The sequence below is a fragment of the Actinomadura viridis genome, from assembly GCF_015751755.1.
Classification (GTDB): Bacteria; Actinomycetota; Actinomycetes; order Streptosporangiales; family Streptosporangiaceae; genus Spirillospora; species Spirillospora viridis.
In genome coordinates, this window is the sequence record NZ_JADOUA010000001.1 from 8166640 (window position 1) to 8191462 (window position 24823).

Annotated in this window: 26 protein-coding genes; 12 read left to right on the top strand and 14 right to left on the bottom strand. The window is 73.3% G+C overall.

All coding sequences use genetic code 11. The annotated features are described in order from the left end of the window. Positions 1-38 precede the first annotated feature (38 nt). The gene (locus IW256_RS37025; protein WP_197015374.1) at positions 39-986 is read right to left on the bottom strand and encodes a hypothetical protein; all 948 of its coding nucleotides are present in this window, start codon (positions 984-986) and stop codon (positions 39-41) included. A gap of 140 nt (positions 987-1126) precedes the next feature. Then, positions 1127-2464, bottom strand: a complete 1338-nt coding sequence (locus tag IW256_RS37030) for a hypothetical protein (protein ID WP_197015375.1) — start codon at positions 2462-2464, stop codon at positions 1127-1129. A gap of 461 nt (positions 2465-2925) precedes the next feature. Here IW256_RS37030 and IW256_RS37035 point away from each other — a divergent pair, with 461 nt between their 5' ends. Together IW256_RS37035 and IW256_RS37040 are read left to right on the top strand one after the other, a co-directional pair. Next, a complete protein-coding gene (locus IW256_RS37035; protein WP_197015376.1) occupies positions 2926-4176 on the top strand; it encodes a Mur ligase family protein in 1251 nt (416 codons plus the stop codon). A 19-nt stretch (positions 4177-4195) separates the two neighbouring features. Beyond that, positions 4196-4924 carry a type 1 glutamine amidotransferase gene (locus tag IW256_RS37040; RefSeq protein WP_197016767.1) on the top strand — a complete coding sequence of 243 codons (729 nt, stop codon included), beginning with the start codon at positions 4196-4198 and terminating at the stop codon, positions 4922-4924. 165 nt (positions 4925-5089) lie between these two features. Here IW256_RS37040 and IW256_RS37045 read toward each other — a convergent pair whose 3' ends face one another. Further along, positions 5090-6112, bottom strand: coding sequence for a TerC family protein (locus IW256_RS37045; RefSeq protein ID WP_231404083.1), 1023 nt, complete (start codon positions 6110-6112; stop codon positions 5090-5092). 83 nt (positions 6113-6195) lie between these two features. Then, positions 6196-6558, bottom strand: coding sequence for a DsrE family protein (locus IW256_RS37050; protein WP_197015378.1), 363 nt, complete (start codon positions 6556-6558; stop codon positions 6196-6198). A 268-nt stretch (positions 6559-6826) separates the two neighbouring features. Here IW256_RS37050 and IW256_RS37055 point away from each other — a divergent pair, with 268 nt between their 5' ends. Further along, positions 6827-7312 carry a heme-binding beta-barrel domain-containing protein gene (locus tag IW256_RS37055; RefSeq protein WP_197015379.1) on the top strand — a complete coding sequence of 162 codons (486 nt, stop codon included), beginning with the start codon at positions 6827-6829 and terminating at the stop codon, positions 7310-7312. Between the two features lie 175 nt (positions 7313-7487). Here IW256_RS37055 and ygfZ read toward each other — a convergent pair whose 3' ends face one another. The 3 genes from ygfZ to dtd form a co-directional block, all read right to left on the bottom strand. Then, complete coding sequence (gene ygfZ, locus IW256_RS37060) at positions 7488-8486, bottom strand: CAF17-like 4Fe-4S cluster assembly/insertion protein YgfZ (RefSeq protein WP_197015380.1); 999 nt, start codon at positions 8484-8486, stop codon at positions 7488-7490. A gap of 53 nt (positions 8487-8539) precedes the next feature. Further along, the gene (locus IW256_RS37065; protein ID WP_197015381.1) at positions 8540-8965 is read right to left on the bottom strand and encodes a Fur family transcriptional regulator; all 426 of its coding nucleotides are present in this window, start codon (positions 8963-8965) and stop codon (positions 8540-8542) included. A 351-nt stretch (positions 8966-9316) separates the two neighbouring features. Continuing rightward, positions 9317-9742: a D-aminoacyl-tRNA deacylase gene (gene dtd / locus IW256_RS37070; protein WP_197015382.1), complete on the bottom strand. Its 426-nt coding sequence runs from the start codon at positions 9740-9742 to the stop codon at positions 9317-9319. A gap of 20 nt (positions 9743-9762) precedes the next feature. Between dtd and IW256_RS37075 the strand changes: the two genes are divergently transcribed. Next, a complete protein-coding gene (locus tag IW256_RS37075) occupies positions 9763-10590 on the top strand; it encodes a beta-keto acid cleavage family enzyme (RefSeq protein WP_197015383.1) in 828 nt (275 codons plus the stop codon). Between the two features lie 154 nt (positions 10591-10744). After that, complete coding sequence (locus IW256_RS37080; protein WP_197015384.1) at positions 10745-11722, top strand: asparaginase; 978 nt, start codon at positions 10745-10747, stop codon at positions 11720-11722. Here the strand turns inward: IW256_RS37080 and IW256_RS37085 are convergent. The 5 genes from IW256_RS37085 to IW256_RS37105 all read right to left on the bottom strand — a co-directional run bounded on the left by IW256_RS37085 (position 11665) and on the right by IW256_RS37105 (position 16427). After that, on the bottom strand, positions 11665-12048 hold the full coding sequence (locus tag IW256_RS37085; RefSeq protein ID WP_197015385.1) for a hypothetical protein: 384 nt from the start codon (positions 12046-12048) through the stop codon (positions 11665-11667). The two genes, IW256_RS37080 and IW256_RS37085, sit on opposite strands and share 58 nt — an antisense overlap. 123 nt (positions 12049-12171) lie before the next feature. Beyond that, positions 12172-13470 (bottom strand): CynX/NimT family MFS transporter, encoded by a 1299-nt coding sequence (locus IW256_RS37090; RefSeq protein WP_197015386.1) that lies wholly within the window; start codon positions 13468-13470, stop codon positions 12172-12174. Beyond that, entirely contained in the window at positions 13467-14186 is a 720-nt protein-coding gene (locus IW256_RS37095; protein WP_197015387.1) for a FadR/GntR family transcriptional regulator, read from the bottom strand. The genes IW256_RS37090 and IW256_RS37095 overlap by 4 nt, the downstream gene beginning before the upstream one ends. A 165-nt stretch (positions 14187-14351) precedes the next feature. Then, entirely contained in the window at positions 14352-14585 is a 234-nt protein-coding gene (locus IW256_RS37100; RefSeq protein ID WP_197015388.1) for a hypothetical protein, read from the bottom strand. Positions 14586-14666: 81 nt separating this feature from the next. Continuing rightward, on the bottom strand, positions 14667-16427 hold the full coding sequence (locus tag IW256_RS37105; RefSeq protein ID WP_197015389.1) for a DUF2207 domain-containing protein: 1761 nt from the start codon (positions 16425-16427) through the stop codon (positions 14667-14669). Positions 16428-16548: 121 nt separating this feature from the next. On the opposite strand from IW256_RS37105, the gene IW256_RS37110 reads away from it, so the two are divergent. The 4 genes from IW256_RS37110 to IW256_RS37125 all read left to right on the top strand — a co-directional run bounded on the left by IW256_RS37110 (position 16549) and on the right by IW256_RS37125 (position 19062). Continuing rightward, complete coding sequence (locus IW256_RS37110) at positions 16549-17520, top strand: neutral zinc metallopeptidase (protein WP_197015390.1); 972 nt, start codon at positions 16549-16551, stop codon at positions 17518-17520. Positions 17521-17632: 112 nt separating this feature from the next. Further along, positions 17633-18103 carry a helix-turn-helix domain-containing protein gene (locus IW256_RS37115; protein ID WP_231404084.1) on the top strand — a complete coding sequence of 157 codons (471 nt, stop codon included), beginning with the start codon at positions 17633-17635 and terminating at the stop codon, positions 18101-18103. Between the two features lie 7 nt (positions 18104-18110). Then, positions 18111-18566 (top strand): hypothetical protein, encoded by a 456-nt coding sequence (locus tag IW256_RS37120; RefSeq protein ID WP_197015391.1) that lies wholly within the window; start codon positions 18111-18113, stop codon positions 18564-18566. Between the two features lie 163 nt (positions 18567-18729). Further along, positions 18730-19062 carry a DUF2516 family protein gene (locus tag IW256_RS37125; RefSeq protein ID WP_197015392.1) on the top strand — a complete coding sequence of 111 codons (333 nt, stop codon included), beginning with the start codon at positions 18730-18732 and terminating at the stop codon, positions 19060-19062. Between the two features lie 74 nt (positions 19063-19136). Here IW256_RS37125 and IW256_RS37130 read toward each other — a convergent pair whose 3' ends face one another. Next, positions 19137-20000: an SGNH/GDSL hydrolase family protein gene (locus IW256_RS37130; RefSeq protein ID WP_197015393.1), complete on the bottom strand. Its 864-nt coding sequence runs from the start codon at positions 19998-20000 to the stop codon at positions 19137-19139. Between the two features lie 80 nt (positions 20001-20080). On the opposite strand from IW256_RS37130, the gene IW256_RS37135 reads away from it, so the two are divergent. Continuing rightward, positions 20081-20821: an alanyl-tRNA editing protein gene (locus IW256_RS37135; protein ID WP_197015394.1), complete on the top strand. Its 741-nt coding sequence runs from the start codon at positions 20081-20083 to the stop codon at positions 20819-20821. Here the strand turns inward: IW256_RS37135 and IW256_RS37140 are convergent. Continuing rightward, on the bottom strand, positions 20805-21443 hold the full coding sequence (locus tag IW256_RS37140; protein WP_197015395.1) for a TetR family transcriptional regulator: 639 nt from the start codon (positions 21441-21443) through the stop codon (positions 20805-20807). The two genes, IW256_RS37135 and IW256_RS37140, sit on opposite strands and share 17 nt — an antisense overlap. Before the next feature lie 71 nt (positions 21444-21514). Between IW256_RS37140 and IW256_RS37145 the strand changes: the two genes are divergently transcribed. Both IW256_RS37145 and IW256_RS37150 read left to right on the top strand, forming a co-directional pair. Further along, on the top strand, positions 21515-23812 hold the full coding sequence (locus IW256_RS37145; RefSeq protein ID WP_197015396.1) for an MMPL family transporter: 2298 nt from the start codon (positions 21515-21517) through the stop codon (positions 23810-23812). A gap of 76 nt (positions 23813-23888) precedes the next feature. Next, positions 23889-24770, top strand: a complete 882-nt coding sequence (locus IW256_RS37150; protein ID WP_197015397.1) for a Vgb family protein — start codon at positions 23889-23891, stop codon at positions 24768-24770. The last annotated feature ends 53 nt before the right edge of the window (positions 24771-24823 follow it).

A 24823-nucleotide genomic window follows, 5' to 3' on the forward strand; every position in this document is an offset into this window, starting at 1 on the left:
GCGCGGGGAGGCGGGGGCGCGGCGCCTCGTGGACGGGGTCAGATGCTGTCCGCGTCGCGGACCGCGAGACCGGCCTTCTCGGCGTTGGGCCGCCAGTGACCGACGAACTCGCGCTTGGCCGCGCTCGCCCGCTCGTTGACCGGGCGGACGGCGTCGTCGGACGGGCAGCCGGGGGCCGCGTCCAGGTAGCGCTGGTTGGACTCGACCGACGCCTCCAGCGCCCGGACGAGGGCGTCGCGCAGGTCCGTGCCGTTGTCCAGGGCGTCCACTTCCAGGGCCTTGGCCTTGCCGAGCTGCTCCTGGCGCTGCGTCCGGATCCGTTCCATGTCGGCGGTGCCGCAGCCCGCGGTCACCGCCGAGCCCAGCTCCGAGCGGGTGCTGGACATCTCGGTCAGCAGCGCGTCCACCTGCCCGGCCTGCTTGTTCAGGTCGGAACCGGAGTCCGAGGGCGGGTCGCCGGCGGGCGTGCTCTGCGGCCCCGCCCCCTCGCTCTGCGGGACGGGCGCGTTGGCCGAGGGCGTGCCGGACCGGTCCGAGCCGGGCCAGAACACGATGGTCAGGGCGATCGCCGCGAGCGCCACCAGGCCCGAGCCGATCAGCACGTACGGGAGGGTGCGCTTCCTGCGGACCGACGACGGGTCCCAGATCTCCGGCTCCGGCCAGTGCTCGTGCTCCCAGGGCTCGTCCGACAGCGAGATGGTCGTCTCGCCCGTCGGGTCACCCGGAGGCGGCGGACCGGGCGGCGGGCCGGACGGGCCGCCGGCGGGCGGCCGTTCCCAGGGCGGACCAGCCGGACCGGAAGGGGTGTCGGCGGGGGGCGGCCATCCGGGCGGATCGGCGCGCGTCGGCTCCCAGGACTGCGGAGCGTGCGAGCCGTGGCGCGGGCCGGGGTGCGAGCCGTGGCGCGGGCCGGCGAGCGGATCGGGGGTGGTGGCGTCCTCTCCGGACCCGCCCAGGGGAGCGTTGCAGCGCGTGCAGCGCGGCAACGCGGGGTTCGTGTCGCCACCGCATGCAGGGCACCGCATCGCCACATCCTCCCCGTGAAACTCGACGCAGCCAAGATACTGCTCCGGCTCCGCCCGGAAGGCGTGCGGACCCTGGTCGCAACCGGGTCGTGATCAGGCCCCTACAGGCCGTTCCAGGCCCGCGGCGGGTGCCCGGTCGCGCGGGCGACGGGGTTCCACAGCGTCACGAACTGCTTCTTCGCGATGGTCGCGCGGCGTTCCGCGGGTATCCGGCCCTTGGCGCGGGAGACGTCCGGGCGGGGCTTGCCGCGGCACTTGCGCCGGGCCTGGTTGGCCCACGAGAGCAGCCGCAGGTCGGCCTCCAGGGACGCCTGGAACGACTGCCGCAGGCTGACCCGCATGCGCTCGCCGTTCTTCAGCTTGTCGAGCTTGAGACCCTGGGCGCGGCGGAGCTGGTTCTTGCGGCGCTGCGCCACTCCCTGGAAGCCCTTGATGGCGGTGGGCAGGGTCTCGCACTTGGACGTGCCGTTCAGCGCCTGGGCGAGCTGGCGGCGCGTGTCGGCGCTGGCGTTCAGGAGGTCGTTCACCTTGGCGGCCTGCTGCTTGGCCGGGGAGATCGGCTGCTTCTGCGCGACCGGGGTGTTGTTGCTGGGCGACGGGCTGGCCTTGGCGGCCGGGGGCTTGTCGTCCCCGCCGGGCCAGAGCACCAGGCCGACCGCGACGACCGCCACCACGACGAGCGCGGTGACGGTGATGAGCAGCGGCTTGCTCGCCTTGCTGGAGGAGTGCTCCGGGGGCGGGTAGCCGTGCGCGCCGGACGGGCCCATCGCCGGGCCCAGCGAGCCGTCCATGGGGCCCATCGGCGCGCCCATGGGCACCGGGGGCTGGTCCATCCGGGTGGCGCCGCCCGGGTGGGTGCCCGCGTCGTACACCGCCGTCTGCCCGTGCGGGTCGGGGGCGGGACCCGCCCCCCAGGCCGGGCCGGACGCGGGCGGCGGCGGGGGCTGGGGCGCCCACTGCGCCGGCTCGTTCCGCTGCTCCGGCTCCGCTCCGTGCGCGTCCGGCTTGCGGGGCCGGTACCACGACTCCGGGACGATCGACTCGGACGGGGCCCCGGGCGCGTCTCCGAAGCCGGACGCCTCTCCGAAGCCGGGCGCCTCCCCGAAACCGGACGGGGGCGTACCCCCGAATCCGCCGGGAGCGGGGCCGGCTCCCGGAGCCAGACCCGGGGCCGGACCCGGGGCACCGCCCGGGGAGGGCTGGTCGGAGGTGGCCCAGGAAGGCGGAGGCGGAGGCGCGGCCACGGTGAACCCGCCGTCGTCGTCATCGGGCTCGTCGACCAGCGACCACGGAGCGGTCGACTCGTCGGACGAACCGGAGGAACCGGAAGCGCCAGGGGAGGGATGGGAGGCGCCGGGTGGGGGCGGGGCCGCCCCGGTCGGCATGGGCACCACCATCGTCTGGTCCCCGGCGGCGCCCGTCCCCGGGTCGGCGAGCATCGGAGGGGCCCCCAAGGGGGGTGGGGGCGGAGCGCCCGGTGGTGTTCCCGGCTGGTCCAACGGCGCGTTGCAGTGTGAACACCTACCGAGCGTCCCGGGCGTGTTGGTACCGCACGTCGGACACTGCATCGATCAGACCTCGCCTTGTCGCCGCTTCGCCCGTCAGAGGGGCGGGGATGACCTGCACGGAACTCGCAGGGCTCCCGACAAAGTACTGGGTTAACGCCTCGCACAGGCGCGATCAGGGGTATCCGAGACCCCATCGTTCCCCCGCTGCCTTGGGGCGCACCGAATCATGACTTGTATGGATAGGTCAAGATTTGTCGGAGTGGTTTACAGGAAATCATGTGATGCTCGTCGCACCCTCGTCGGGCCGTCTCCGTGCCGTGCCGCTCCGCAACGACCTTGTAGCGGCTAGGCTCGGAAAGGTTTCAGAGGCGCAACCGGAGAAGACGGAGTCCATGAGCGATCTTCCGCTGCGTTCGCAGCTGGCCGTCGCCCTCGGTCGTACGGCCGCGAAGATGTCCCGGCTCGCGGGCCGGGGCGACGGTTCGGTGATCGGTGGCCGGATCGGCCTACGGCTGGATCCCGAGCTGCTGACCAGGCTCGCCCGGGACCGCAAGCTCGTCCTCGTCAGCGCCACCAACGGCAAGACGACGACGACCCGGCTGATCACCTCGGCGATGACGCCGCTGGGGGAGGTCGCCACCAACGCCTTCGGCGCGAACATGCCCACCGGGCATGTCTCCGCCCTCGCCTCGGCGCCCGACGCCCGGTACGGCGTGCTGGAGTGCGACGAGAAGTACGTCCCGATGGTGCTGGCCGAGACCGGAGCCAACGTGGTCGCGCTGATGAACCTCAGCCGCGACCAGATGGACCGCGCCGCGGAGATCTGGCTGCTCGCGGGCAAGTGGCGCAAGGCCCTGGAGGCCTCGCCGCAGAGCCACGTCATCGCCAACTGCGACGACCCGCTGGTGACCTGGGGCGCCTCCACCGCCAAGAGCGTGACCTGGGTGGCCGCGGGCCAGCACTGGCGGGAGGACTCCTGGTGCTGCCCCGAGTGCGGCGGCCCGCTGGACCGCGAGGAGACCGACGAGAACAGCGACTGGCGCTGCCGCGAGTGCCACTTCGCCCGGCCCCGCCCCGACTGGATCCTGAAGGGCGACCAGGTCACCGCGCCCGACGGCCGGGCCTTCCCCCTCTCCCAGCTCGCCCTGCCGGGCCGCGCCAACCGGTCCAACGCCACCATCGCGCTGGCCGTGGTGAGCCAGTTCGGCGTCCCGCCCGAGCAGGCCCTCCCGCTGCTGGGCGAGGTCCGCTCGGTGGCCGGCCGCTACACCACGGTCGAGCACCAGGGCCGGCACATCCGGCTGCTGCTGTCCAAGAACCCCGCGGGCTGGCTGGAGGCGTTCGACGTCCTGGAGCCCGCGCCCGGCCCGGTGGCCCTGTCGATCAACGCGCAGGGCCCCGACGGCCGCGACACCTCCTGGCTCTGGGACGTCGACTACCGCATCCTGCGCGGCCGCCCGATCTGGGTGACCGGCCAGCGCCGGATCGACCTGGCCGCCCGGCTGGAGGCCGCCGATGTGCAGTTCACCGTGGTGGACGACATCGACCAGGCGGTCATGGCCGTGCCGCCCGGCCGGCTGGACGTGATCGCCAACTACACCGCCTTCCAGGACATCCGAACGAGGTACGGCCGTGTCGTTTGACCACTCGCCCGCCGCTCCCATGGGGGCGTCCCAGCGTCCGCTGAAGATCGTCTGGATCTATCCCGACCTGCTCAGCACGTACGGGGACCAGGGCAACACCATCGTCCTGGAGCGCCGGGCCGCGCTGCGCGGCATCCCGACCGAGACCGTGCACGTCCGCTCCGACCAGCGGGTGCCCGCCGACGGCGACCTCTTCCTGCTCGGCGGCGGCGAGGACCGCCCGCAGATCCTGGCCGCGCAGCGGCTGAGCCGGGACGGCGGGCTGCACCAGGCCGTCCAGCGGGGCGCGGTGGTGTTCGCCGTCTGCGCCGGCTACCAGCTGCTCGGCCACGAGTTCGGCGGCGAGGAGGGCCAGCCGGTGGCGGGCCTCGGGCTGCTCGACATCCGCAGCGGCCGGGGCGAGCACCGCGCCGTCGGCGAGATCGTCGGCGAGGTCTCCACCGAACTCAACGTCCCCCGCATCACCGGCTTCGAGAACCACCAGGGCGTCACCCACCTGGGCCAGGGCGTCAAGCCGCTGGCCAGGGTGGTGGCGGGCATCGGCAACGGCTCCGGCGACGGCTTCGAGGGCGCCTACAGCGGGCACGTGCTGGGCACCTACATGCACGGCCCCGCACTGGTGCGCAACCCCGGCCTGGCCGACCTGCTGCTGCGCTGGGCCCTGGGCCAGGAGCTCCAGCCCCTCGCCCCCTCCTGGGCCGAGCGGCTCCGCGACGAACGGCTGAACGCCGTCCTCAGCAATCCCTGACACTCCCTGACGCTCCTAGCCCCCGGACGCCTGAACGACGTCCGGGCGACCGCCTGACGTGCGCCGCGACCGGTGGCCGGTGGACCCGGCCACCGGTCGCGCCCGTCCAGACGGCGGACGTTCCGAGGGGGACGTTCCTAGGGTGGGCGTTCACACAGTGACCGTTCAGACGGCGGAACGGCGGGGCCGCTCCCCCTCCTCCTCGCGGGGCTTGCGCTTGCGCAGCGAACCGGGCTTGGCGCGCTCCTCGGGATGCGCCCGGACCCGGATCAGGCTGGCGACCGCCGTGGCGACCAGGATCACCAGGATCACGCCGAGCGACAGCGGCGTGGGGATCTCGGGGATGGACGTGCTGACGTCCTCGTGCAGGAACAGCAAGATCAGCTTGACGCCGATGAAGGCCAGGATGAGCGACAGGCCGATCGACAGGTAGACCAGCCGTTCCAGCAGTCCCTCGACGAGGAAGAACAGGGCGCGCAGCCCGAGCAGCGCGAAGGCGTTGGCGGTGAAGACCAGGAACGGGTCCTTGGTCACGCCGTAGACGGCCGGGATCGAGTCGAGCGCGAACAGCAGGTCGGTGCTGCCGATCGCGACGAACACCAGCAGCAGCGGGGTCATCATCCGCTGCCCGTTCTCCCGCACGATCATCCGCCCGCCGTGGAAGTCGGTGGTCATCGGCATGATCGAGCGGCTGCGCCGGACCAGCCAGGAGTCCTCGACGTCGGGCTCGTCGTTACGGTGCCGGATCAGCTGGACGGCGGTCCACAGCAGGATCAGCCCGAACAGCAGGAAGGTGAAGGAGAACAGGCTGATCGCCGCCGCGCCCGCCGTGATGAACACCGCGCGCAGCACCAGGGCGGCGGCGATGCCGAACAGCAGCACCTTCTGCTGGTACTCGGCGGGGACCTGGAACCGCGCCAGGATGATGACGAAGACGAAGAGGTTGTCGACCGACAGGCTCTTCTCCACCACCCAGCCGGCGTAGTACTCGGTGCCCGCGGTCGTGCCGCCCAGCATCCATACGGCCAGGCCGAACAGCAGCGCCAGCGCGATGTAGAACACCGACCAGAAGGTGGCCTCGCGCAGCCCCACCGCGTGCGGGCGCCGCACCGCGACGTACAGGTCGAAAACAAAAAGCGCGATGATGAACGCGATCGTCGCGCCCCACGCCCACAGGGGAACGTCCAACAAGCCGCCTCACTCCCTTTCGTCGCACTGCTTATGTCCGATCGAACAGGAATGAACCCGCCGGGAGCCACCCCCACCGGGCATCAGTAGACCAGCGCCTGGACCCCTTCGCCAGAGATCTCCTCGACGAACGTCGGGGCGCCCGCGATCCGTACCCCCGGGATCACGTCGTCGGGGCCGATCTCGCGGCGGGCCGCGCACTGCGTGCACAGCGTCACCCGCCCGCCCGCGAGGACGGTGGCCAGCAGGTCCTCCAGCGGGGTGGCGTGCGCGAGCCGGAACTCCGCGGCCCGGCCGGGCAGCGCGAACCAGGCCGACTCACCGGTCAGCCAGAGCGAGACCGGCAGGCCGCTCGCCACGGCCGCCGCCGCGACCGTGAACGCCTGGTTGCACCGTTCCGGGCCGTCCGCCCCCGCCGTCGCCTTGATCACCAGAGCTCTCCCCATACCGGGCAGCGTAACCGAGTGGTCGCGGCCGGGGCGGCGCGGACGCGGCCGGGGCGGCGCGCTCGCGGCCGTACGGGCGCGTCGGCACGGGGCGGGCGCGGCGTCCGCGTAGGATCGGGCGGCGTGGGCGGCATGGTGAACGCGGGAGTCCTGGTCCTGGTGTTCGGTCTGGTCGCGGTGGCCGCGATCCTGCTGGTGATCCGGCTCTCCCGGCTGAAGTGACCGGCACGGTCCCCGCACGCCCGCGGCGCCGCTACGCTCGGTCCTCATGGAGCCTGAGCCACACCCCGACCTCGAGCCGCTGAAGTTCCTGCTCGGTACGTGGGAGGGCGCCGGAGTCGGCGGCTATCCCACCATCGAGGGCTTCCACTTCGGGCAGGAGGTCTCCTTCACCCATATCGGCAAGCCGTTCCTGGTCTACGCCAGCCGTACCTGGATGATCGAGGAGGACGGTTCCCTGGGGCGCCCGCTGGCGACCGAGAGCGGCTACTGGCGCCCGCGTCCGGGCAACCAGGTCGAGGTGACCCTCGCCCATCCGACCGGGATCGTCGAGATCTACGTGGGGAACGTCGCGTTCAACCGGGTGGAGCTGGTCACCGACGTGGTCGCGCGGACCGAGAGCGCCAAGGAGGTCCTCGGGGGCAAGCGCCTGTACGGGCTGATCGGCGAGGACCTCGGCTGGGCCTACGACATGTCGGCGATGGGGGAGAAGCTCCAGTCGCACGTCTCGGCACAGCTCAAGCGCGTCTCCTGAGCCGCTGTGTTTCCCGGTCCCGGCGTTAGGCGCTCGCCTGGCGGCTCGCGCCTGACCGGGCCTGTGCGAGTGCGACGTCGCTTCGCGACCTGCCCGGTGGCGCTCGCCTCCGGCATCGCCCCACCGGGCAGGTAACGCGCTCGCGCGGTGGCCGAGGGCCACTCCGAGGCAGGCCCTAAGTCCGGTTGGCCGCGGTCCGCCGGAGTTCGATCTTGGCGTTGGCGCCCGTCTCCGGGGACACCACGACCTCCTGGGCGGCGGCCACCCCGCCGGCCAGCAGCTCGGCGTCCACCGGCACGTTCCGCTTGACCAGCGCGAGCGCGACCGGGCCCAGCTCGTGGTGGCGGGCCGCCGACCCCACGAACCCGACGGTGCGCCCGCCCGGGATCTCCACCGGGTCGCCGTGCGCGGGCAGCCGGTCCACGCTGCCGTCCAGGTGCAGGAAGACCAGCCGGCGCGGCGGGCGCCCCAGGTTGTGCACCCGGGCGACCGTCTCCTGCCCCCGGTAGCAGCCCTTCTCCAGGTGCACCGCGGACTCGATCCAGCCCATCTCGTGCGGGATCGCGCGGTGGTCGGTGTCCAGGCCGAAGCGGGGCCGGTGCGCGGCGATCCGCAGCGCCTCGTACGCCCAGATCCCGGCGGGACGGAGCGTGCCGGGCAGCGCGGGCAGGGCGCCGCGTTCGATGATCCGGGCGGTGCCGGTGACGTCCGGCATGACCGGCGCCGCGGCCGTGACCTCGGCCGATTCCGGCACGGTCACCACGGCGTAGGCGTCGCTGACGTCCTCGACCTCGACGCGCAGCATGAAGCGCATCTTGTCGAGGAACTCGGTGAGCGCGGGCGCGGTGCCGGGCTCGACGTGCGCCCAGGTGGTCTCGCCGTCGTCCACCAGGTGCAGGTGGTGCTCGACATGGCCGTTCGGGCCGAGGAGGAGGGCCTGGGTCGGCTCGCCCGGCGCGAGCCGTTCCAGGTGCTGGCTCAGGAGGGAGTGCAGCCAGCGCAGCCGGTCGGGCCCCGAGACCCGGACCACGCCCCGGTTGCCGCGGTCGACGAACGCGGTCCCGGCTTCGAGGGCACGCTGTTCCTGTGCCGGCTCACCGTAGTGGGCGGCGATCTCCTGGTCGGGCGCGTCCGCGGGGACGGCCCCGGGCAACTGCAGCAGCGGGCTCTCCATGAACCCAGGTTATGCGGCCGGGCGGCGCCCTCGTCGCCCGCCCCGCGGCCCGTTCAGCCGGTGGGGACGGGCCCGCACGCCTTGCAGCGGCCGTACACGGTGAGATGGTGCACGTCGGTCTCGAAGCCGAAGTCGCTCCGCAGCCGCTCCGCCAGCCCGGACGCGGCGGCGGGGTCGACGTCGTTGACCGTGCCGCAGTCCCGGCACACCAGATGGATGTGCTCGGCCTCCGCGGCCAGATGGTAGTTGGGCGGGCCGTGCCCCAGGTGGGCGTGCTTGACGAGCCCGAGCTCCTCCAGGAGCTCCAGCGTGCGGTAGACGGTGGAGATGTTCACGCCGCGGGCGGTGCGCTGCACCTCGGCGCAGATCTCCTCAGGGGTCCCGTGTTCGAGGTTGGTCACGGCCTCCAGCACCAGCTGGCGCTGCGGGGTGACCCGGTATCCCTTGGCCCGCAACTCCTCCTGCCACGTCTCGGACATGTCCAAAGTCTATGCGCCGTCCCTGTGCCCGGGGTCACGAACGAGGCCGCGGAAAAACACGCTTGCCTCGTCCGCGGTGGCTCGCATAGCGTGCGAGTACGCGCGAAAGGAGGTGGTCCAAGAAATGGTTGATTCTGGGACTCGCGAGGTGGCTGTCCGCTAGTCGCCGTTCCGCCTCGTAGCCGCCTCCGGGCGGTGAGCCGGTCGGTGACCGGCACTACCAGGCAGTTACCCGATCCCCGGACCGGTGGACCAGTCCTGTCCACCGCCCCGTCACCCGGCGGGAAGGTCCGGGGATCGTCTCATTTCCGGGCCCTTTCCAGACCGGCTCTCCCGAGGCCGCGGCCGGGCTCAGACCTCCACGATCAGGGTGATCGGGCCGTCGTTGACCAGGGCGACCTTCATGTCCGCCCCGAAGACGCCGGTCTCCACGGTCGCGCCGAGCGCCCTCAGCTCGGTCACCACGGCCTCGACCAGGGGCTCGGCCACCGGCCCCGGCGCGGCGGCGATCCAGGTCGGCCGGCGGCCCTTGCGGGCGTCCCCGTACAGCGTGAACTGGCTGATCACCAGGAGCGGGGCGTTCAGGTCCGAGCACGACCGCTCGTCCTCCAGCACGCGCAGCCCCCACAGCTTGGCGGCCAGCCGGCGGGCGTGCGCCGGGGTGTCGTCGTGCGTCACCCCCACCAGGACCAGCAGCCCCGGACCTTCGATCGCCCCCGCGACGTGCCCGCCGACGGACACGCTCGCCTCGCTCACCCTCTGGACTACGGCACGCATGAGCATGCATTCTGCCTCGTATGCGAGCAACGACGCTCATCACGGTGGCACCCACCGGCGCCGAGTCCGCCAAGGCGGACGTCCCGGCGCTGCCGGTCACCCTTGACGAACTCGTCCAGACCGCCCGGGAGTGCGAGGCCGCCGGGGCCGCGGTCGTCCACGTCCACGTCCGGGACGGCGACGCGCGGCCGACGCTGGACCCGGTGCGGCTGCGCGACACGGTCCAGGCGCTGCGGGAGGCGACCGGCCTGATCGTGCAGCTGTCCACCGGGGGCGCGGTCACCGACTCCTACGAGGACCGGCTGCGGGTCCTGGAGGCCGGGCCGGACGGGTGCTCGCTGACGTGCGGCACGGTGAACTTCGGCGACGAGGTCTTCATGAACCCGTGGCCGTTCATGGTGGAGCTTTACCGGCGCACGCAGGAGATGGAGGTCGTTCCGGAGTTCGAGCTGTTCGACCTCGGGCACATCGCGGCGCTGCACCGGCTGCTGGACGGGCACGGCGCCCCGTACGGCGGGCACGTCCACTGCGACCTGGTGATGGGCGTGCCGGGCGGGATGCCGGGGGACGCCCGGACGCTGGTGGCGGCGGTCGAGGCGCTGCCCGCCGGGGCGACCTGGTCGGCGACGGGCGTCGGCCGCACGTCCCTGCCCGTGATGTACGCGGCGCTCGCCGCGGGGGGCCATCTGCGGGTCGGCATGGAGGACACGCTGACCTATGCCAAGGGGCGCCCGGTGACCGCCAACGCCGAACTGGTCGACCGTGCCGCGACGCTGGCCGACCTGGCGCAGCGCCCGCCGATGACCGCGCCGCAGGCCCGCGAGTTCCTGGGCGTCAAGGAACGCTGACCGGCCGCGGAGGGTCCGGATCCCTCCCGTGGCGGACGCGCCGGGCCGCGGTGGCGCGGCGGTGCCGGCGAACGCGGCATCATGCCTGAAAGATCGGGGTACCGCCGGGGCGACGCGAAGATCGTCGCAGCGGGGGAGCGGGAGGAACGGGGGCATGGTGGAGATCAATCCGGTGCTGGTCGAGGTGGAACGGTCCGGGTTCGTGGAGTCCTGGCATCGAGGATCGGTCGCCGGCCTGGACGAGGGCGGCGCGATGGCGCTGCGGCTGGGCGTACCGGACGAGCCGATCTTCCCGCGGTCGGCGGTCAAGCCGATGCAGGCGGTGGCGATGCTCCGGTGCGGCCTGGACCTGGCCGACCAGGAGCTGGCGCTGGCGGCGGGCAGCCACTCGGGCGAGGACTTCCACGTGGAGGGCGCGGAGAAGATCCTCTCCGGGGCGGGGCTGACCGCCGAGGCGCTGCGCTGCCCGCCGCAGTGGCCGCTGGACAGCTCGGCGGCGCTGGACGCCGCGCGGGACGAGGGCGGCCGGTCCCGGCTGCGGATGAACTGCTCCGGCAAGCACGCCGCCATGCTCGCCACCTGCGTGGCCGCGGGCTGGGCGACCGAGGGCTACACCGATCTGGACCACCCGCTCCAGGCGGCCGTCCGTACCGCCGTGGAGCACCTGACCGGGGAGGAGCCCGTCACGGCCGGGGTGGACGGGTGCGGCGCCCCGCTGTTCGCGGTGTCGGCGACCGGGGTGGCGCGGGCGTTCCGGGCCCTGGTGCTGGCCCCGCCGGGGACGCCCGAGCGCCGGGTCGCCGACGCGATGCGGGCGCATCCGCAGTGGACCTCGGGCACCCGCAGGGAGGAGCGCCGCCTGATGGACGCGGTGCCCGGGCTGCTGGTCAAGTGCGGGGCCGAGGGCGTGGACGCCTTCGCCCTCGGCGACGGCCGCGCCGGGATCGTGAAGATCGACGACGGGGCGATGCGGGCCCGTACGCCGGTCACCGTCGCGCTGCTGCGGGCGCTGGGCGTGGACGGGGTGCCCGGGATCGACGCGGCGGCCCTGGAGGAGCTGGCGACCGTTCCGGTCTACGGCGGCGAACGGCGGGTCGGGGCGGTCCGTCCCGCGCCGGGCGTCTTCCCCTGATCCTCCCCTGACTCCGGGCCGCCCCCCGGCCCGGGCCCTGATTCGGGCTCGGGTTCGGGTCCGCCGGACGGGTACCGGACGGCCTGTGCCTCACCGGGCGGGTGGGTGTGCGAGTAGATCCCGGGGGAGTACTGGTACAGGCCGCCTTCCTCGGGGCCGCGGTGCGGCGACTGGTCCTTGCGGCGCTCGGGGTGAATCCGCCTCGACGAGGCGAGGATGGTCAGGGTCAGCCAGGTCAGCAGTGCCCCGAAGATGATGATGGGGACCAGCCACAGCGCGAACCCTCGTCCGATATGCCCCGCCTGGGCCAGGATCGTCACGTCCATCCGAACCCACCTCCAGGGGGTGATGCCTGGACTGCCCGGTTTTGCCCATGGTAGGCATGCCGGATCGTGGGCCACGGGGCGATGACCGAGCGTTGGCCGGTTATCTCCCAGTCCATGGGGAAATCATCGGCGCACCGTGGCCGGTGCGGCCGGGGACGGCGCGGCGGGGGCCCGGACGGTCCGGTTCCGCCCGGCGGCCAGGCCGGGGATCAGCAGCGCGGCCGCGGCGACCAGCACCGCCGCGATCGGGACGTTCCAGCCATGGGTGGCGTCGTACAGGGCGCCCACGGCCAGCGGCCCGAGCGCGGCGATCAGGTAGCCGCAGCCCTGCGCCATCCCGGAGAGCTGGGCGGCCACCCGCGCGTCGTGGGCGCGGAGCCCGATGAACGACAGCGCCGTGGCGAAGCCGACGCCCTGGCCGAAGCCGAGCACCGCCGACCCGACCCACACCGATCCCAGCGGTGCCCAGGTGACCCCGGCGAACCCGGCGATGGTCAGCGTCGCCGCGATGAGCACCAGGGGCCGCTGGTCGCGCATCCGCCGCGCCAGGAACGGGACCGCCAGCGAGCCGCCCGCCTGGAGGAGGTTGGACAGCGCCAGCACGTATCCGGCGGACGCCGCGCTCATGCCCCGGTCCAGGCAGATCGTGGCCAGCCATCCCGTGGTGACGTAGGCCAGCAGCGACTGCAGGCCCATGAAGAAGGTGACCTGCCAGGCCAGCCCGGAACGCCACACGGCCGCCGCGGCGGCCCGGCGGGACGGCGCCGGCGCGGCGGGCTCATCCTCTCCCGAAGCCACCGGTACGGCAGGGGCGGGCACGGGCACGGGCGCGGGTGCCGCGGGTGCGGGTGCCGCGGGTGCGCGGAGCAGCCGGGGAAGCCAGGCGAGCCCCGCGAGGGCCGCCGGGACCGCGAGCAGCGCGAGCGGTGGCCGCCAGCCGCCGCCCGTCGCGTCCCGCAGGGGGATCACCACGGCGGCCGAGAGCGCGGCGCTGGAGGTGATGGCCACCGTGTAGATCGAGGTGACCAGGGTGATCGAATCCGGGTGGTCGCGCTTGATGAGGGTGGGGATGGCGATGTTGCCGAGGCTGATCGCGACCCCGGCCACCAGCGAGCCGGCGAACAGCGCGGCCGGGGCGTCCAGGACCCGGCCCAGCAGCGCGACCACCAGCAGGGTCATGGCGGCCACCAGGAGCGTCTCGCTGCGCGGCTGGCGCCGCAGGAACGGCGTCACCAGCCCGTACACGCCGAAGAACGCCAGCGGCAGCGTGGTGAGCGCGCCCGCCGCGGTGCCGGACAGGTGGAAGTCCTTCTGGATGTCGGTCAGCAGCGGGCCGACCGCCACGATCGCGGGGCGCAGGTTGACGGCGACCAGGACGAGCAGCAGCAGCCCCCCGATCAGGGACGCCCGCCGCCCGCTCACCGGCCGTCCCGGCCCGGACGCGGCGGATCCTCGGGCGCGGGGCCGACCAGGGTCTCCAAAACCGCCAGCGTCGGCTCCACGACCGCCGCGGCGGCCCGTGCCGCGGCCTCGGGGTCGGCGGCGGCGACCGCGTCCAGGACGGCCTGGTGCGCCGCGGGTCCCGCCTCGGGGACCTCACGGTCGAGCCGGATCGTCCGCATCGAGTCGCGCAGGCGGTCCACGAAGAACCGGTGCGCCTCGATCAGCACCGGGTTGCGGGTCGCCTCGACCACGCCCAGGTGGAAGCGGGCGTCGGCGGCGCCGAACGCGTCGGCGTCGGTCGCCGCGTTCCGCACGGCCAGCAGCTCGGCCAGGCGTTCGAGGTCGTCGGGGGTACGGCGCCGCGCGGCCAGGCGGGCGGCCTGGACGTCGTAGGCCAGCTGCACCTCGAACACGTCGCGCAGGGTCGCCCGCTCCACCCGCCGCAGCAGGGGGCGCGGATCGGCGCTGCTGCGCACGTAGGTGCCGTCTCCGCGCCGTACCTCCAGGACGCCGACGTGCGCGAGGGCGCGGATCGCCTCGCGGACGGCCGGGCGGCTGACGCCCAGCCGCGCGGCCAGATCGAGCTCGCCGGGGATGCGCTCGCCGACCCGCCAGCTCCCGCCGCTGATCTGGGCCTGCAACTGGTCGAGCACGGCTTCGACGGTCGATCCGCCGGGCACCGGGGACAGGGCCACGCGCCACCTCCATCGGACAGATGTCTGACATCTTACCGACGGCCCTCACCGCCGACGATGGACGGTGGGGCCCTTCCCGCGACGACCGTTTCGGGAAGGGGAGTGACGGCTGCCGCGGGAAGGGGGCGCTCCGGTCTCCGGCCGGTCTCCCGGCCGGTCTCCCGGTCAGTCTCCGTGGGGCTCCTTCTCCCGCGCCGACCACTGCGCGGAGTCGCGGTCGATGACCCCGCCCTGCACCGGACCGCGGTGCGGGGACTCCCCGCGCAGCTTGTCCGCGCGCGTCCGCTGACGCGCCGCGTACGCGGTCAGGCACAGCCAGGCGGCGAGGGCGATGAACACGATGAGGGGTCCGATGATCAGCAGCAGGTTGTCCCCGACCGGGGAAGCGTCCGCAAGCATTCGGTCACACCTCCTGCTAACCCCCATACCCGGCATGTCCGGCTCAACCACGGCCGGGCGGGCGGGTGCGGAAGACCCGGCTCACAGCCCCCGGGACTGGGAGATGGAGCCCGAGGTGGCCAGGGTGAAGGTGCGCATCGACTCGGCGAACTTCGACAGGTCCCACTCGGCCGGGCCCTCGTACCAGTAGAGGTTGTCGGCACCCTCGGCCCGCTCGCCGGCGTCCTCCACGGTCTTCGCCCACTTCGGCACGGCGTCGAAGACGACCGCGTACGGCAGGAGGCGGGAGAACAGCGCGATCCGCTGCCGCGCGCCCATCTCGCCGTCCGCCGCCGCGGGCGGCTCGCCGCGTTCGAGGAACGCGCGGAACCCGATGGTGTGCGCCAGCACGGTCGCGCCGCGCGCCGTCTTGGCCGGCATGTACTGCCCGCCGTAGGCCAGTGCCGCCCCCGCGATGATCACGGCGAGGCCGACCAGCGCCAGGTCGGTGAGCAGCGCCAGCGCCACCGTCCCGGCCAGGCCCAGGACCGTCAGCGCCATCCCGGCGATCGTCCAGCGGGACCGGACGGTGTCAGGCCGCCGGGCGAACCAGCCCTGTTCCACCACGTCGTCGTACATCGCCGACCGGACCCTGGCCAGCCGGGTCGCGAACGTCCCGCCCAGCTCGGAGAGCTTCACGGACTCGCGCGCGGTCCCGTCCGGCGCGGTGAACAGCGCGTCCAGCAGCAGCCGCTCGTAACCCAGCAGGTCCTCGGGGCCCTGGCGGTCCAGCCGCCGCAGCGCCCAGTCCAGCCGGCCGGTGACGGCGCGGTCCTCCTCCTCGATCAGCAGGTGGCCGCGCACCGCGAGGTCGACGATGGTGGCGGTGACGTCGATGACGTCGGCCCGCTCGTCGATCAGCGTGCCGATCTGGCCGGGCCGCACGCCGTCGGGCGGCTCGAACTCCGCGCCGGCGACCGGCGCGTGGTCGCCCTCGGCGGCCCTGCGGTCCACGATCCGGGCGTCCCGGCCGCGCAGCAGGTAGAGCGCGCCGACGCCGCCGACCAGCAGCACCAGCAGGCCGAGCAGCGCGCCGCCGGTGACCGCGTTGACCGAGAACGCGGTCGCCACGGTGTGCCGGCGCTCGTAGATCGGCCGCCCGCCGGTCGACCCGGCCGGGTAGCCGACGACGACGGTGAGGTGGTCGCCGCTCAGCATCTGGCGCTGGCTGAAGACCCCCTGGGTGTGGGTGTGGTTGGTGTAGTACTGCGTGCAGCCGACGGCGCTCTCCAGCGGCCCGGCGAAGCAGTTGACGTGCCGGATCATCGCGCCGCCGTCGACGGTGACGCTCGCCTCGTCCACCGGGACCCGCCAGCCGCCGGCCGCCGTCCAGCGCACCTCCTCGATCCCGCCCATCGGGGCGACCAGCCCGCGCACCTGGTAGTCGAGGACCACGGTGCGCCGGCCGGTCAGCGGCGCGTCGCCGGTGACCTCGACGATGGTGTTCAGGCCCTTCTCCCGGACCGCCACCCGGGTGGGGCCGCCGTCGGGACTGGACGCGCGGACGCCGGAGACGGGCTGCACCCGGTCACGGGTGACGCCGTCGTGCCGCCGGGTCACGAACGAGCGCACCAGCCCCCGCCCGCCGCCGAACTCGTAGGTGATGGTCTCCCGGACCCGCGCGACGCCGCCGGAACCGACCTGGATCGCGACCTGGTCCTTGATCACCCGCTCCGGGGCCGCCGCCCGTCCCGCGGCGGTGGCGGGCTCCGCCGCGGCGGCCGGCGCCGGCGGGGAGGTGAGGGGGGATAGAAGGGCGGCGATGGCCAGGAAAGCCATCATCGGCCGCGAGCGACCCAACATGGCCGCAAATCGTAGCGGCTGCGGATGGACCGCCGGCGGCGGGCGGGGGCGGGGCCGGGGCGTCGCCCTGACCTGCATGGTCGGTCTGCGTGCTTTGCCAACTGTGCGATGATTTTGCGCTATGGCAGGTCGACACCCCCCACCGGCGCCCGCCCCGGCGGTGGTGCACGACCCGCCGGACGGCCCGCGCAGGGCCGTCTACCGGTACGAACCGCGCCGCCGGCCGCCGCGCCGCGCGGTGGACGTCACGGCCGCGGGCGTCCTCGGCGGGCTCGCCGGGCTGGCCGTCCTGGTGGTGCTCGGCCTCGCGACGTTCGGCGGTGTGGGCGGCGGCCGGATGACCGCATCCGGCCTGCGGGCCGGCGACACCGTGAGCAGCGAGACCGCCACCGCCAACCGGCTGTACGCGACCGGGCCGCTGACCCCGGTGCGCTGCCGCCTGCCCCGCATCGACCCGGGGGCCGACTCGATGCGCGGCTTCATGGACCGGCTCAGCGACTGCCTGGACGGCGCGTGGAAGGGGCAGTTCGGGAAGGCCCGGATGGCGTACGCCCCGCCGAACCGGGTGTTCTGGGACGCGCCGGGCCGCAGCCCGTGCGGCACGTACCCGAGCCCCGGCGCCTCGGCCTTCTACTGCCCGGCCAACAACACGATGTACGTCGGCCTCGACCACATCATCGAGACCTCCGGCCGCGAGCCGCTGTCGAACTTCGCGGTGTTCGCCAGGGTCATCGCCCACGAGTACGGGCACCACGTCCAGGAGCGCGCCGGGATCCTGCTCTACGGGCAGCAGCGGATGGAGCGGTCGAGGGACGTGCCGGCCCGGACCGAGACCAGCCGCCGGATCGAGTTGCAGGCGCAGTGCTTCGCGGGGGCGTTCCTAGGGGCCGAGCGCCGCACGCTGCCGATGACCCGCCAGCAGTACGAGGCCCTGATGGCCGACGTACGGGGCCGCGGGGACGACCGGCAGCCCGCCGAGAAGCGCGACCACGGCTCCGGTGACAACTACGCGGGCTGGGTGGCCAAGGGCTACCGGGACCAGCGCCTCGCGGCGTGCAACACCTGGACGGTCTCCCCCGCCGAGGTCGGCTGAGCCGGGCCGTCACCCGTTGAAGATCATCCGATCACGGAATGTGATCAGCATCACGGCCGGAGTGCTAGCAGCGTGCTTGCAATTGCAAGCACCATGACGCAGATTGGAAGACATGGCGACGTCGAAGGTCGGCTCCATCGGGGAGTACATCCGGGAGCAGCGCACGCGGGCGAAGATCTCGCTGCGCCAGCTCGCGGACGTCTCGGGGATCTCCAACCCGTATCTGAGCCAGATCGAACGCGGCCTGCGCAAGCCCAGCGCCGAGATCCTGCAGCAGATCGCCAAGGGGCTGCGGATCTCCGCGGAGGTCCTCTACGTGCAGGCGGGGATCCTCGAAGCGCGCGAGGCCGACACCGACGTGCAGGCGGCGCTGCGGGCCGACCTGATCCTCACGGAACGGCAGAAGCAGGTGTTGCTCGACATCTACGCCTCGTTCCTGAAGGAGAACGCCGCCGAGGGCGTGGCGGACCAGGACGACGCCGAGGACGGAGCCGGGGACGGCGACGCTCCACGGGACCCGGCGCCGGCGCCCCGCGAAGAACCAGCGAGCGGGCCCGAGAGCGGCCCCATCATCGAAAGGTAGCGAACGGATGACGATTGCCGACACCATCCGCGAGAACAAGGCGGTCTACACCGTCGCCGGAGCCGGCGACCTCGCGATGGAGAAGATCCGCGAGATGCCCGACCAGGTCACCAAGGCCCGCGAGTCCGCCACCAAGTACCAGGGCGAGATGCGCGAGAACATCGACAAGTACCGCGTGCAGGTCCGCGAGACCGTCGGCCGCTACCGCGGCGAGGTCCGCGAGAACGTCGGCCGGCTGGAGGTCAAGGACATCCCGGGCGCCGCGGTCGCGTACGTGACCCACTTCGGCACCCGCACCGTCGAGTTCATCGACGAGCTGGCCGAGCGCGGCAAGAAGGTCGTGCACCGCGAGGCCGTGGAGATCGCCGAGATCACCGAGAGGCCCGCCCCCCGGGGCCGCGCCGCCCAGCAGCGCGGGACCGCGCAGGCCAGGGGCGGTGCCGCCAAGAAGAGCGGCAGCTGACTCCCGGCACCGCGGGACCGCCGCCGTCCGGGTACGGGCGCCGGGTGCGGGACCGCGCGGGACGTACGAACGACCGAGCCCGGCCGGGATCAACCGGCCGGGCTCCGTCGTTGATTGACTAAGGTGGGCGTACCGGCCGTGGCGACGAGAGTGGTGATCACTGGTGTTGGAGGGGCTCTCCTACTTCTTCTGGTTCCTGGCGATCGTCGCGTTCGTCTTCGAGGTCGTGGCGCTCGTGGACGTCCTGCAGGTGCCGGAGAGCGCCTTCCCGGCGGCCGACAAGCAGAGCAAGAAGCTGTGGCTGATCCTGCTGGTGGTGGCCAACGTGGTCGGCCTCGGCGGCGCGGCCAACTTCCTGCCGCTGCTGTCGTTCCTGCCGATCGCCGCGTTCATCGTCGCCGCGATCTACCTCGCCGACGTGAAGCCCGCCGTCAAGCCCTACAAGAAGAAGAAGGGGCAGGGCGGCTCCGGCTCCGGCCCCTACGGCCCCTGGTAGAGCCCGGCCCCTGGTAGCGCGTCCGGCCTCCGCGCCGGCCGCGCCGGCCGCCCTTGCCGCCCTTGCCGCCCCGATTACGGCTGCTCGGCCTCCCTGCGGCGCCGGCTCTCGGGCGTGAGGCGCGGCGTGTCCCCCTGGCCGGGGATGGCCTGCTCGTGCCCCGTCCCGGTGCTCGGCGACGGTGACGGCGGGCTGTAGGCGACCTTGGTGCGGCCGAGGACCGGCCTGTCCAGGCGCATCGCCCGCAGGTCGTCGACGAGGCGCTGGGCGAGGTAGCGGTTGCCCGCCGGGTTCGGGTGCGTCCCGTCCGCGCGGATCAGGTGGCCGGCGTTCCCGGTCCGCTTGCGCACGTTCCCCGTGATCCACCGGCCCGCGAGCGGGTCGACGAACGGGATGCGCATGGTGCGCGCCACCTCGCGCAGCACGTCCCGCACCCGGAGCGCCTTGGGGCCCGGGTCGCCGCCCCACAGCGGGCCCATGAGCACCATCTGCGTGCGCGGCCAGCGCTGCTGGAGCGTCTCCATCAGCCGCCGCGCCTTCTGCGCGACCAGTCCGGGCGGCTGGCCGACGTCGTTGTGGCCGCCGGAGACCACCACCATGTCGGGCGTGGGCCGCCAGGCGAGCTGCTCGGTGTACAGGGAGGCGAAGGTCTCGCCGGTGCCGCCCGTCCCGGCGAATCCGGTGCGCGCCATCCCGGCCACCACGACCTGCCAGCCGAGGAGGCGGGCGGTCTCGGCCGCGTAGGCCCGCTCGGCCTTGATGCCGCGGATGCCCACGGTGTAGCTGTCGCCCAGCACGAACACCACCGGCGCGCGCCGTTCCGGTTCGGAGCGGGCGGGGGGTACGGGCCGGGAACGCCCCGTCAGGTAGACGGCGGAGGCCGCGCAGACACACAACACCAGCACCGCCGCCAAGGCGGACAAGACCAGTCGGGGCACGCGCGGGCCTTCCGTAGAACACGCTGACGAGTCGGACAAGAGCCGGTGCGCGGCCCCGCGCGGCCCTTAGCATGACGAGCATGAGCATGGGCACCCACCATCACGGACGCACCGCCAGGCTGGAACTTCGTGACCAGACACTGCGGGAGTGGGACGCGGTCGTCCTCGACGCGGGCCCTGAAGGGATCATCCTCGACAGGTCCGCATTTTATCCCGGAGGCGGCGGCCAGCCGCCGGATCTCGGGGTTCTTCTGTGGCAGGGTGTGCAGACCCGTATCGCCGGCGTGCGCAAGGGCGACGACCTCGTGCTGATCCCGGCCGAGGGCGACCCCGTGCCGCCCGCGGGGACGAGCGTGCGCGGCGCCGTGGAGGACGAGCGCCGGACCGCGCTCATGCGCACCCATTCGGGCCTGCACCTGCTGTGCGGCGTGGTGTTCCGCGACTACGGCTGCCTGGTCACCGGCGGCAACATGGAGCCCCTGACCGCCCGGATGGACTTCGACCTGCGCGAGGTGCCGCCCGGCTTCAAGCAGGCCGTGGAGGACGCCTGCAACCAGGAGGTCGAGGCCGACCGGCGGATCGACGTCCGGACGCTGCCGCGCGCCGAGGCGTTCGAGATCCCCGACATCGTCCGCACCGCCACCAACCTGGTGCCGCCGGAGGTGGAGGACGTGCGGATCGTGGACATCGTCGGGCTGGACACCCAGGCCGACGGCGGTACCCATGTCGCCTCCACCCGGCAGATCGGCCGGATCACGGTGGCGAAGGTGGAGAACAAGGGGCGCGGCTTCCGCCGCCTCCGCATCAAGATCTCGGGCTGACCGGGGCGGGGGCGTTCAGGGCCTCGACCGAGCCCAGGCCGTGCTCGACGACGGCCAGTGCCCGGTCGAGGGCCGCCCGCATCGACACCGCGTCGTACCCGTGCCGGCGGCAGTGCACGATGACCGCCTGCAACCCCCCTATCGCGATGCCCGAGGCCGCGACGGCGTCGATCTCGTCGAGGTCGGGGCACAGCGCGCGCAGCCGGGCGCGGATCTCCTCCTGCGTGTCGGTCAGGCGTTCCAGCGCGCGGGCGCGCAGGGCGGGACGCTCCAGGATCAGCCGGACCTGGACGGCGCCGTACTCGCCGTGCTCGGAGACCAGCGCCTCCATCACCCCGATCACGCCGCGCCGGATGGTCTGCCAGGCGGACTCGCGCGGCTCACGGTGGGCCAGCTTCTCGGCGACCTCCTCCAGGCGGTCGTCCACCTCGGCGAAGACCACGTCCTCCTTGCTCGGGAAGTAGCTGAAGAAGGTCCGCGGCGACACCTCGGCGGCGGCGGCGATGTCGGCGATCGTCGTCTCCTCGTACCCCCGTTCGGCGAACAGCCGCAGCGCCGCGGTGGCGAGCGCCGCGCGGGTCCGCCGCTTCTTGCGTTCGCGCAGGCCGGGGGAGTGATCCATGTCACTCATCTTACCATCGGTGCAAAATTGCAGCTATTGCAAATATGCAGGCTGCGTGCTTTTCTGCCTGCATGGCGCGATTTCTGGACAGACTGGGCCGCTTCTGCGTGCGCCGGCGCCGAGCCGTCTTCGGTGTGTGGATCGCGCTGATGCTCGGCACCGGTGTCCTGGGCGTCACGTACGGCGGCGTGTTCGTCCAGCAGAGCACGCTGCCGGGCACCGAGACCCAGCGCGCCATCGACACCATGCGGCAGGACTTCCCCGCCCTCGCCGGGCCGACCGCCACCGTGGTCTTCCACTCCACCGCCGAGGCCGGCCCGGGGGACTGGCGGGTGGCGCTGGCGGTCGGCACCGCCATCGAGAACATCACCCGGCTCGACCGCGTCGCGTTCGCCGAGAACCCCTACGTCCAGGGCATGGGCGGCCTGAAGAGCGACGACGCCGTGGTGATCCGGCTCAACCTCACCGGCACCATGGGCGATGTCGTGCGTTCCGACCTGGACGCGCTGGACCGCGCGGTGGAACCGGCGCGGATGGCCGGGCTGGACGTGAAGTTCGGCGGCATCACCGCCATGCTCCTCAACCAGCCCAAGGGCGGCCCGCAGGAGGGCGCCGGCATCGCGCTGGCGATGGTCGTGCTGCTGCTGGCGTTCGGGTCGTACCTGGCGGCGGGCGTTCCGATCCTGGTGTCGCTGTGCGGCATGGTGATCGCGTACTCGCTGATCCATTTCTCCGCCGGGCCGGCCGAGGTGCACCCCACGGCGCCGATGCTCGCCGCGATGCTGGGCATCGGCGCCGGGATCGACTACGCGCTGTTCATCGTCACCCGCTACCGGCAGCAGCTCGCCGCGGGCGACGACGTCGAGACCGCGGTCGGGCGGGCGATGGCGCACTCGGGGCACGCGGTCGTCTTCGCGGGCGGGACGGTCGTGTTCGCCATCTGCGGCCTGTTCCTCGCGGGCATCGCGTTCATCGGCCGGATGGGGCTGGCCTCCGCGGGCGCCGTGGCGATCATGGTGCTGGCGTCGCTGACCCTGCTGCCCGCCCTCCTCGGCGCGATCGGCACCCGCATCGACCGCTACCGGCTCCCGCACGTACGGCCCGACCGCGCTTCGGAGCGGTGGACGCGGTGGGGGCGGCACGTGGACCGGCGGGCCTGGCCGTACGCGATCGCCGCGACGCTGGTCCTGCTGGTGCTGGCCGTCCCGACGCTGAGCCTGCGGTTCGGGGTGATGGCCGACAGCACCGCCTCGACCTCGATGCCCTCCCGGCAGGCGTACGACATCGTCGCCGAGGAGTTCGGTCCCGGCCACTACAGCCCCTTCGTGATCGTCGGCAAGGTCCCGGGGCCGGTGCGGCGCACCGAGCCCCCGCGCCTGCCCGCGCCGAAGGATCCCGAGGTCGCCGAGCCTTCCGGGCTGAGCGGGCTCACCGGCCCCACGGTCGTGACCCAGCCCCGCAGGACCCCGGTCAAGGGCGCGCCCGACCTCACCAAGAAGCCCGACCCCAGGGCCGTCCTGCTCGCCCAGGACCTCCGGCGGCGCGTCGCCGAGGTGCCCGGCGTGGCGTTCGCCGCCGAACCCGTCGTCACCGGGACGACCGCCACCCTGCGCGTGGTCCCGGCGGGCGCCCCGCACGACCAGGCCACCACCGACCTGGTGCACCGGCTGCGCGACGTGGAGCTCCCGGCGACCCGGAACGCCCACCCCGGCGCCGCGATCTACCTGGGCGGCGAGAACCCCGCCATCATCGACCTGGCCGACACCGTCGGGGAGCGGATGCTCGGCGTGGTGATCGCCGTGGTCGGGGTCGCCCTCCTGCTGCTGGTCGTGGCCTTCCGGTCGATCCTGGTGCCGGTCAAGGCGGCGCTGATGAACCTGCTGTCCATCGGCGCCTCGTTCGGCGTGGTGACCGCCGTCTTCCAGTGGGGGTGGGGCGTCCGGTTCCTGGGCGTCGACCAGGCCATCCCGATCATGTCGTTCGTGCCGCTGTTCATGTTCGCCCTGATCTTCGGGCTCTCCATGGACTACGAGGTCTTCCTGCTCTCCCGGATCAGGGAGGAGTACGACCGTACCGGCGACCCGCACGAGAGCGTCGTCACCGGCATCGCCTCCACCGCCCGCCTGATCACCTCGGCCGCGCTCATCATGATCTTCGTGTTCGCCAGCTTCGTGCCGCAGCCCGACCCCACGGTGAAGATGATGGCGCTCGGCCTGGCCATCGCGGTGGCGGTGGACGCCACGATCGTCCGCCTCGTCCTCGTCCCGGCCCTGATGAGCCTCCTGGGCCACGCCAACTGGTGGTTCCCCGGGCGCAGGCGGCCGGCGCCCGCCGCGGCCGAGGAACGGCGGCTCGACCCCGTCCCCTGAGCACGAAAATGAGTTGCCCGCCCCGCCCGGGGCGGGCAAGGTGGCCGCCGACCGCCACGACGTGAGGACTTCCCGAATGCCGCTGATCCGCGAGTACCCGATTGCGGAGGCCGCCGGACCGTACGGCATCACCGCCGGTGCCGACGGGGCGCTCTGGCTCACCCTCGTCCACAGCGGCGAGATCGCGCGGCTGGCCACCGATGGGACGGTCACCCGCCATCCCGCCGGGCCTCCCGGGTGCGGGCCGACCATCATCACGCCCGGCCCGGACGGCGCGCTGTGGTTCTCCCGTACGCAGGACCATCACATCGGCCGGATCACCACCTCCGGCGAGGTGACCGGGTTCGCCCTGCCCGGCGACGGCGGCCCGTTCGGCATCGCGCCCGGTCCGGACGGCGCGCTGTGGTTCACCGAGATGAACACCGACCACATCGGGCGGATCACGCCCGAGGGCGAGATCACCCGCATCGCCCTGCCCGCCCTGGGCGGCTTCCCCTCGATGATCACGGCGGGCCCGGACGGGGCGCTGTGGTTCACGCTCAACCAGGCCGCCGCCATCGGCCGCGTCACCACCGACGGCGAGATCACGGTCCATGACCTCCCCACCGCCGGTGCCGGGCCGGTGGGGATCACCTGCGGGGCCGACGGCGCCCTGTGGTTCGTCGAGATCGCCGCGGGCCGGATCGGGCGGATCACCGTGGACGGCGATATCCGGGAGTTCCCGCTCGACGAGAACGCCCGGCCCCACGCCATCACCGCCGCCCCGGGCGGAGACTGCTGGTTCACCGAATGGGGCGCCGGCCGGATCGGCCGGGTCACCCCGGCCGGGGAGATCACCGGGTACGACCTCCCCACCCCCTCCTCCGAACCCCATGGCATCACCGTGGGCCCGGACGGCGCGGTCTGGACGGCGCTCGAGATCGGCGCGGTCGCCCGCCTGGACGCGGCCACGCCCTGACCGGCGACGTCCGCGCGCAGCCGCCCGCCCATGGAACCCGGGCCTGCGCGCTC

Excerpts from the sequence above, each read along its gene's own strand:
- IW256_RS37030 (WP_197015375.1), bottom strand. The coding sequence starts at position 2,464 with ATGCTCGCCGACCCGGGGACGGGCGCCGCCGGGGACCAGACGATGGTG.
- IW256_RS37035 (WP_197015376.1), top strand. The coding sequence starts at position 2,926 with ATGAGCGATCTTCCGCTGCGTTCGCAGCTGGCCGTCGCCCTCGGTCGT.
- IW256_RS37040 (WP_197016767.1), top strand. The coding sequence starts at position 4,196 with ATGGGGGCGTCCCAGCGTCCGCTGAAGATCGTCTGGATCTATCCCGAC.
- IW256_RS37050 (WP_197015378.1), bottom strand. The coding sequence starts at position 6,558 with ATGGGGAGAGCTCTGGTGATCAAGGCGACGGCGGGGGCGGACGGCCCG.
- IW256_RS37055 (WP_197015379.1), top strand. The coding sequence starts at position 6,827 with ATGGAGCCTGAGCCACACCCCGACCTCGAGCCGCTGAAGTTCCTGCTC.
- ygfZ (WP_197015380.1), bottom strand. The coding sequence starts at position 8,486 with ATGGAGAGCCCGCTGCTGCAGTTGCCCGGGGCCGTCCCCGCGGACGCG.
- IW256_RS37065 (WP_197015381.1), bottom strand. The coding sequence starts at position 8,965 with ATGTCCGAGACGTGGCAGGAGGAGTTGCGGGCCAAGGGATACCGGGTC.
- dtd (WP_197015382.1), bottom strand. The coding sequence starts at position 9,742 with ATGCGTGCCGTAGTCCAGAGGGTGAGCGAGGCGAGCGTGTCCGTCGGC.
- IW256_RS37075 (WP_197015383.1), top strand. The coding sequence starts at position 9,763 with ATGCGAGCAACGACGCTCATCACGGTGGCACCCACCGGCGCCGAGTCC.
- IW256_RS37080 (WP_197015384.1), top strand. The coding sequence starts at position 10,745 with ATGGTGGAGATCAATCCGGTGCTGGTCGAGGTGGAACGGTCCGGGTTC.
- IW256_RS37085 (WP_197015385.1), bottom strand. The coding sequence starts at position 12,048 with ATGGACGTGACGATCCTGGCCCAGGCGGGGCATATCGGACGAGGGTTC.
- IW256_RS37100 (WP_197015388.1), bottom strand. The coding sequence starts at position 14,585 with ATGCTTGCGGACGCTTCCCCGGTCGGGGACAACCTGCTGCTGATCATC.
- IW256_RS37105 (WP_197015389.1), bottom strand. The coding sequence starts at position 16,427 with ATGTTGGGTCGCTCGCGGCCGATGATGGCTTTCCTGGCCATCGCCGCC.
- IW256_RS37110 (WP_197015390.1), top strand. The coding sequence starts at position 16,549 with ATGGCAGGTCGACACCCCCCACCGGCGCCCGCCCCGGCGGTGGTGCAC.
- IW256_RS37115 (WP_231404084.1), top strand. The coding sequence starts at position 17,633 with ATGGCGACGTCGAAGGTCGGCTCCATCGGGGAGTACATCCGGGAGCAG.
- IW256_RS37120 (WP_197015391.1), top strand. The coding sequence starts at position 18,111 with ATGACGATTGCCGACACCATCCGCGAGAACAAGGCGGTCTACACCGTC.
- IW256_RS37135 (WP_197015394.1), top strand. The coding sequence starts at position 20,081 with ATGAGCATGGGCACCCACCATCACGGACGCACCGCCAGGCTGGAACTT.
- IW256_RS37140 (WP_197015395.1), bottom strand. The coding sequence starts at position 21,443 with ATGGATCACTCCCCCGGCCTGCGCGAACGCAAGAAGCGGCGGACCCGC.
- IW256_RS37145 (WP_197015396.1), top strand. The coding sequence starts at position 21,515 with ATGGCGCGATTTCTGGACAGACTGGGCCGCTTCTGCGTGCGCCGGCGC.
- IW256_RS37150 (WP_197015397.1), top strand. The coding sequence starts at position 23,889 with ATGCCGCTGATCCGCGAGTACCCGATTGCGGAGGCCGCCGGACCGTAC.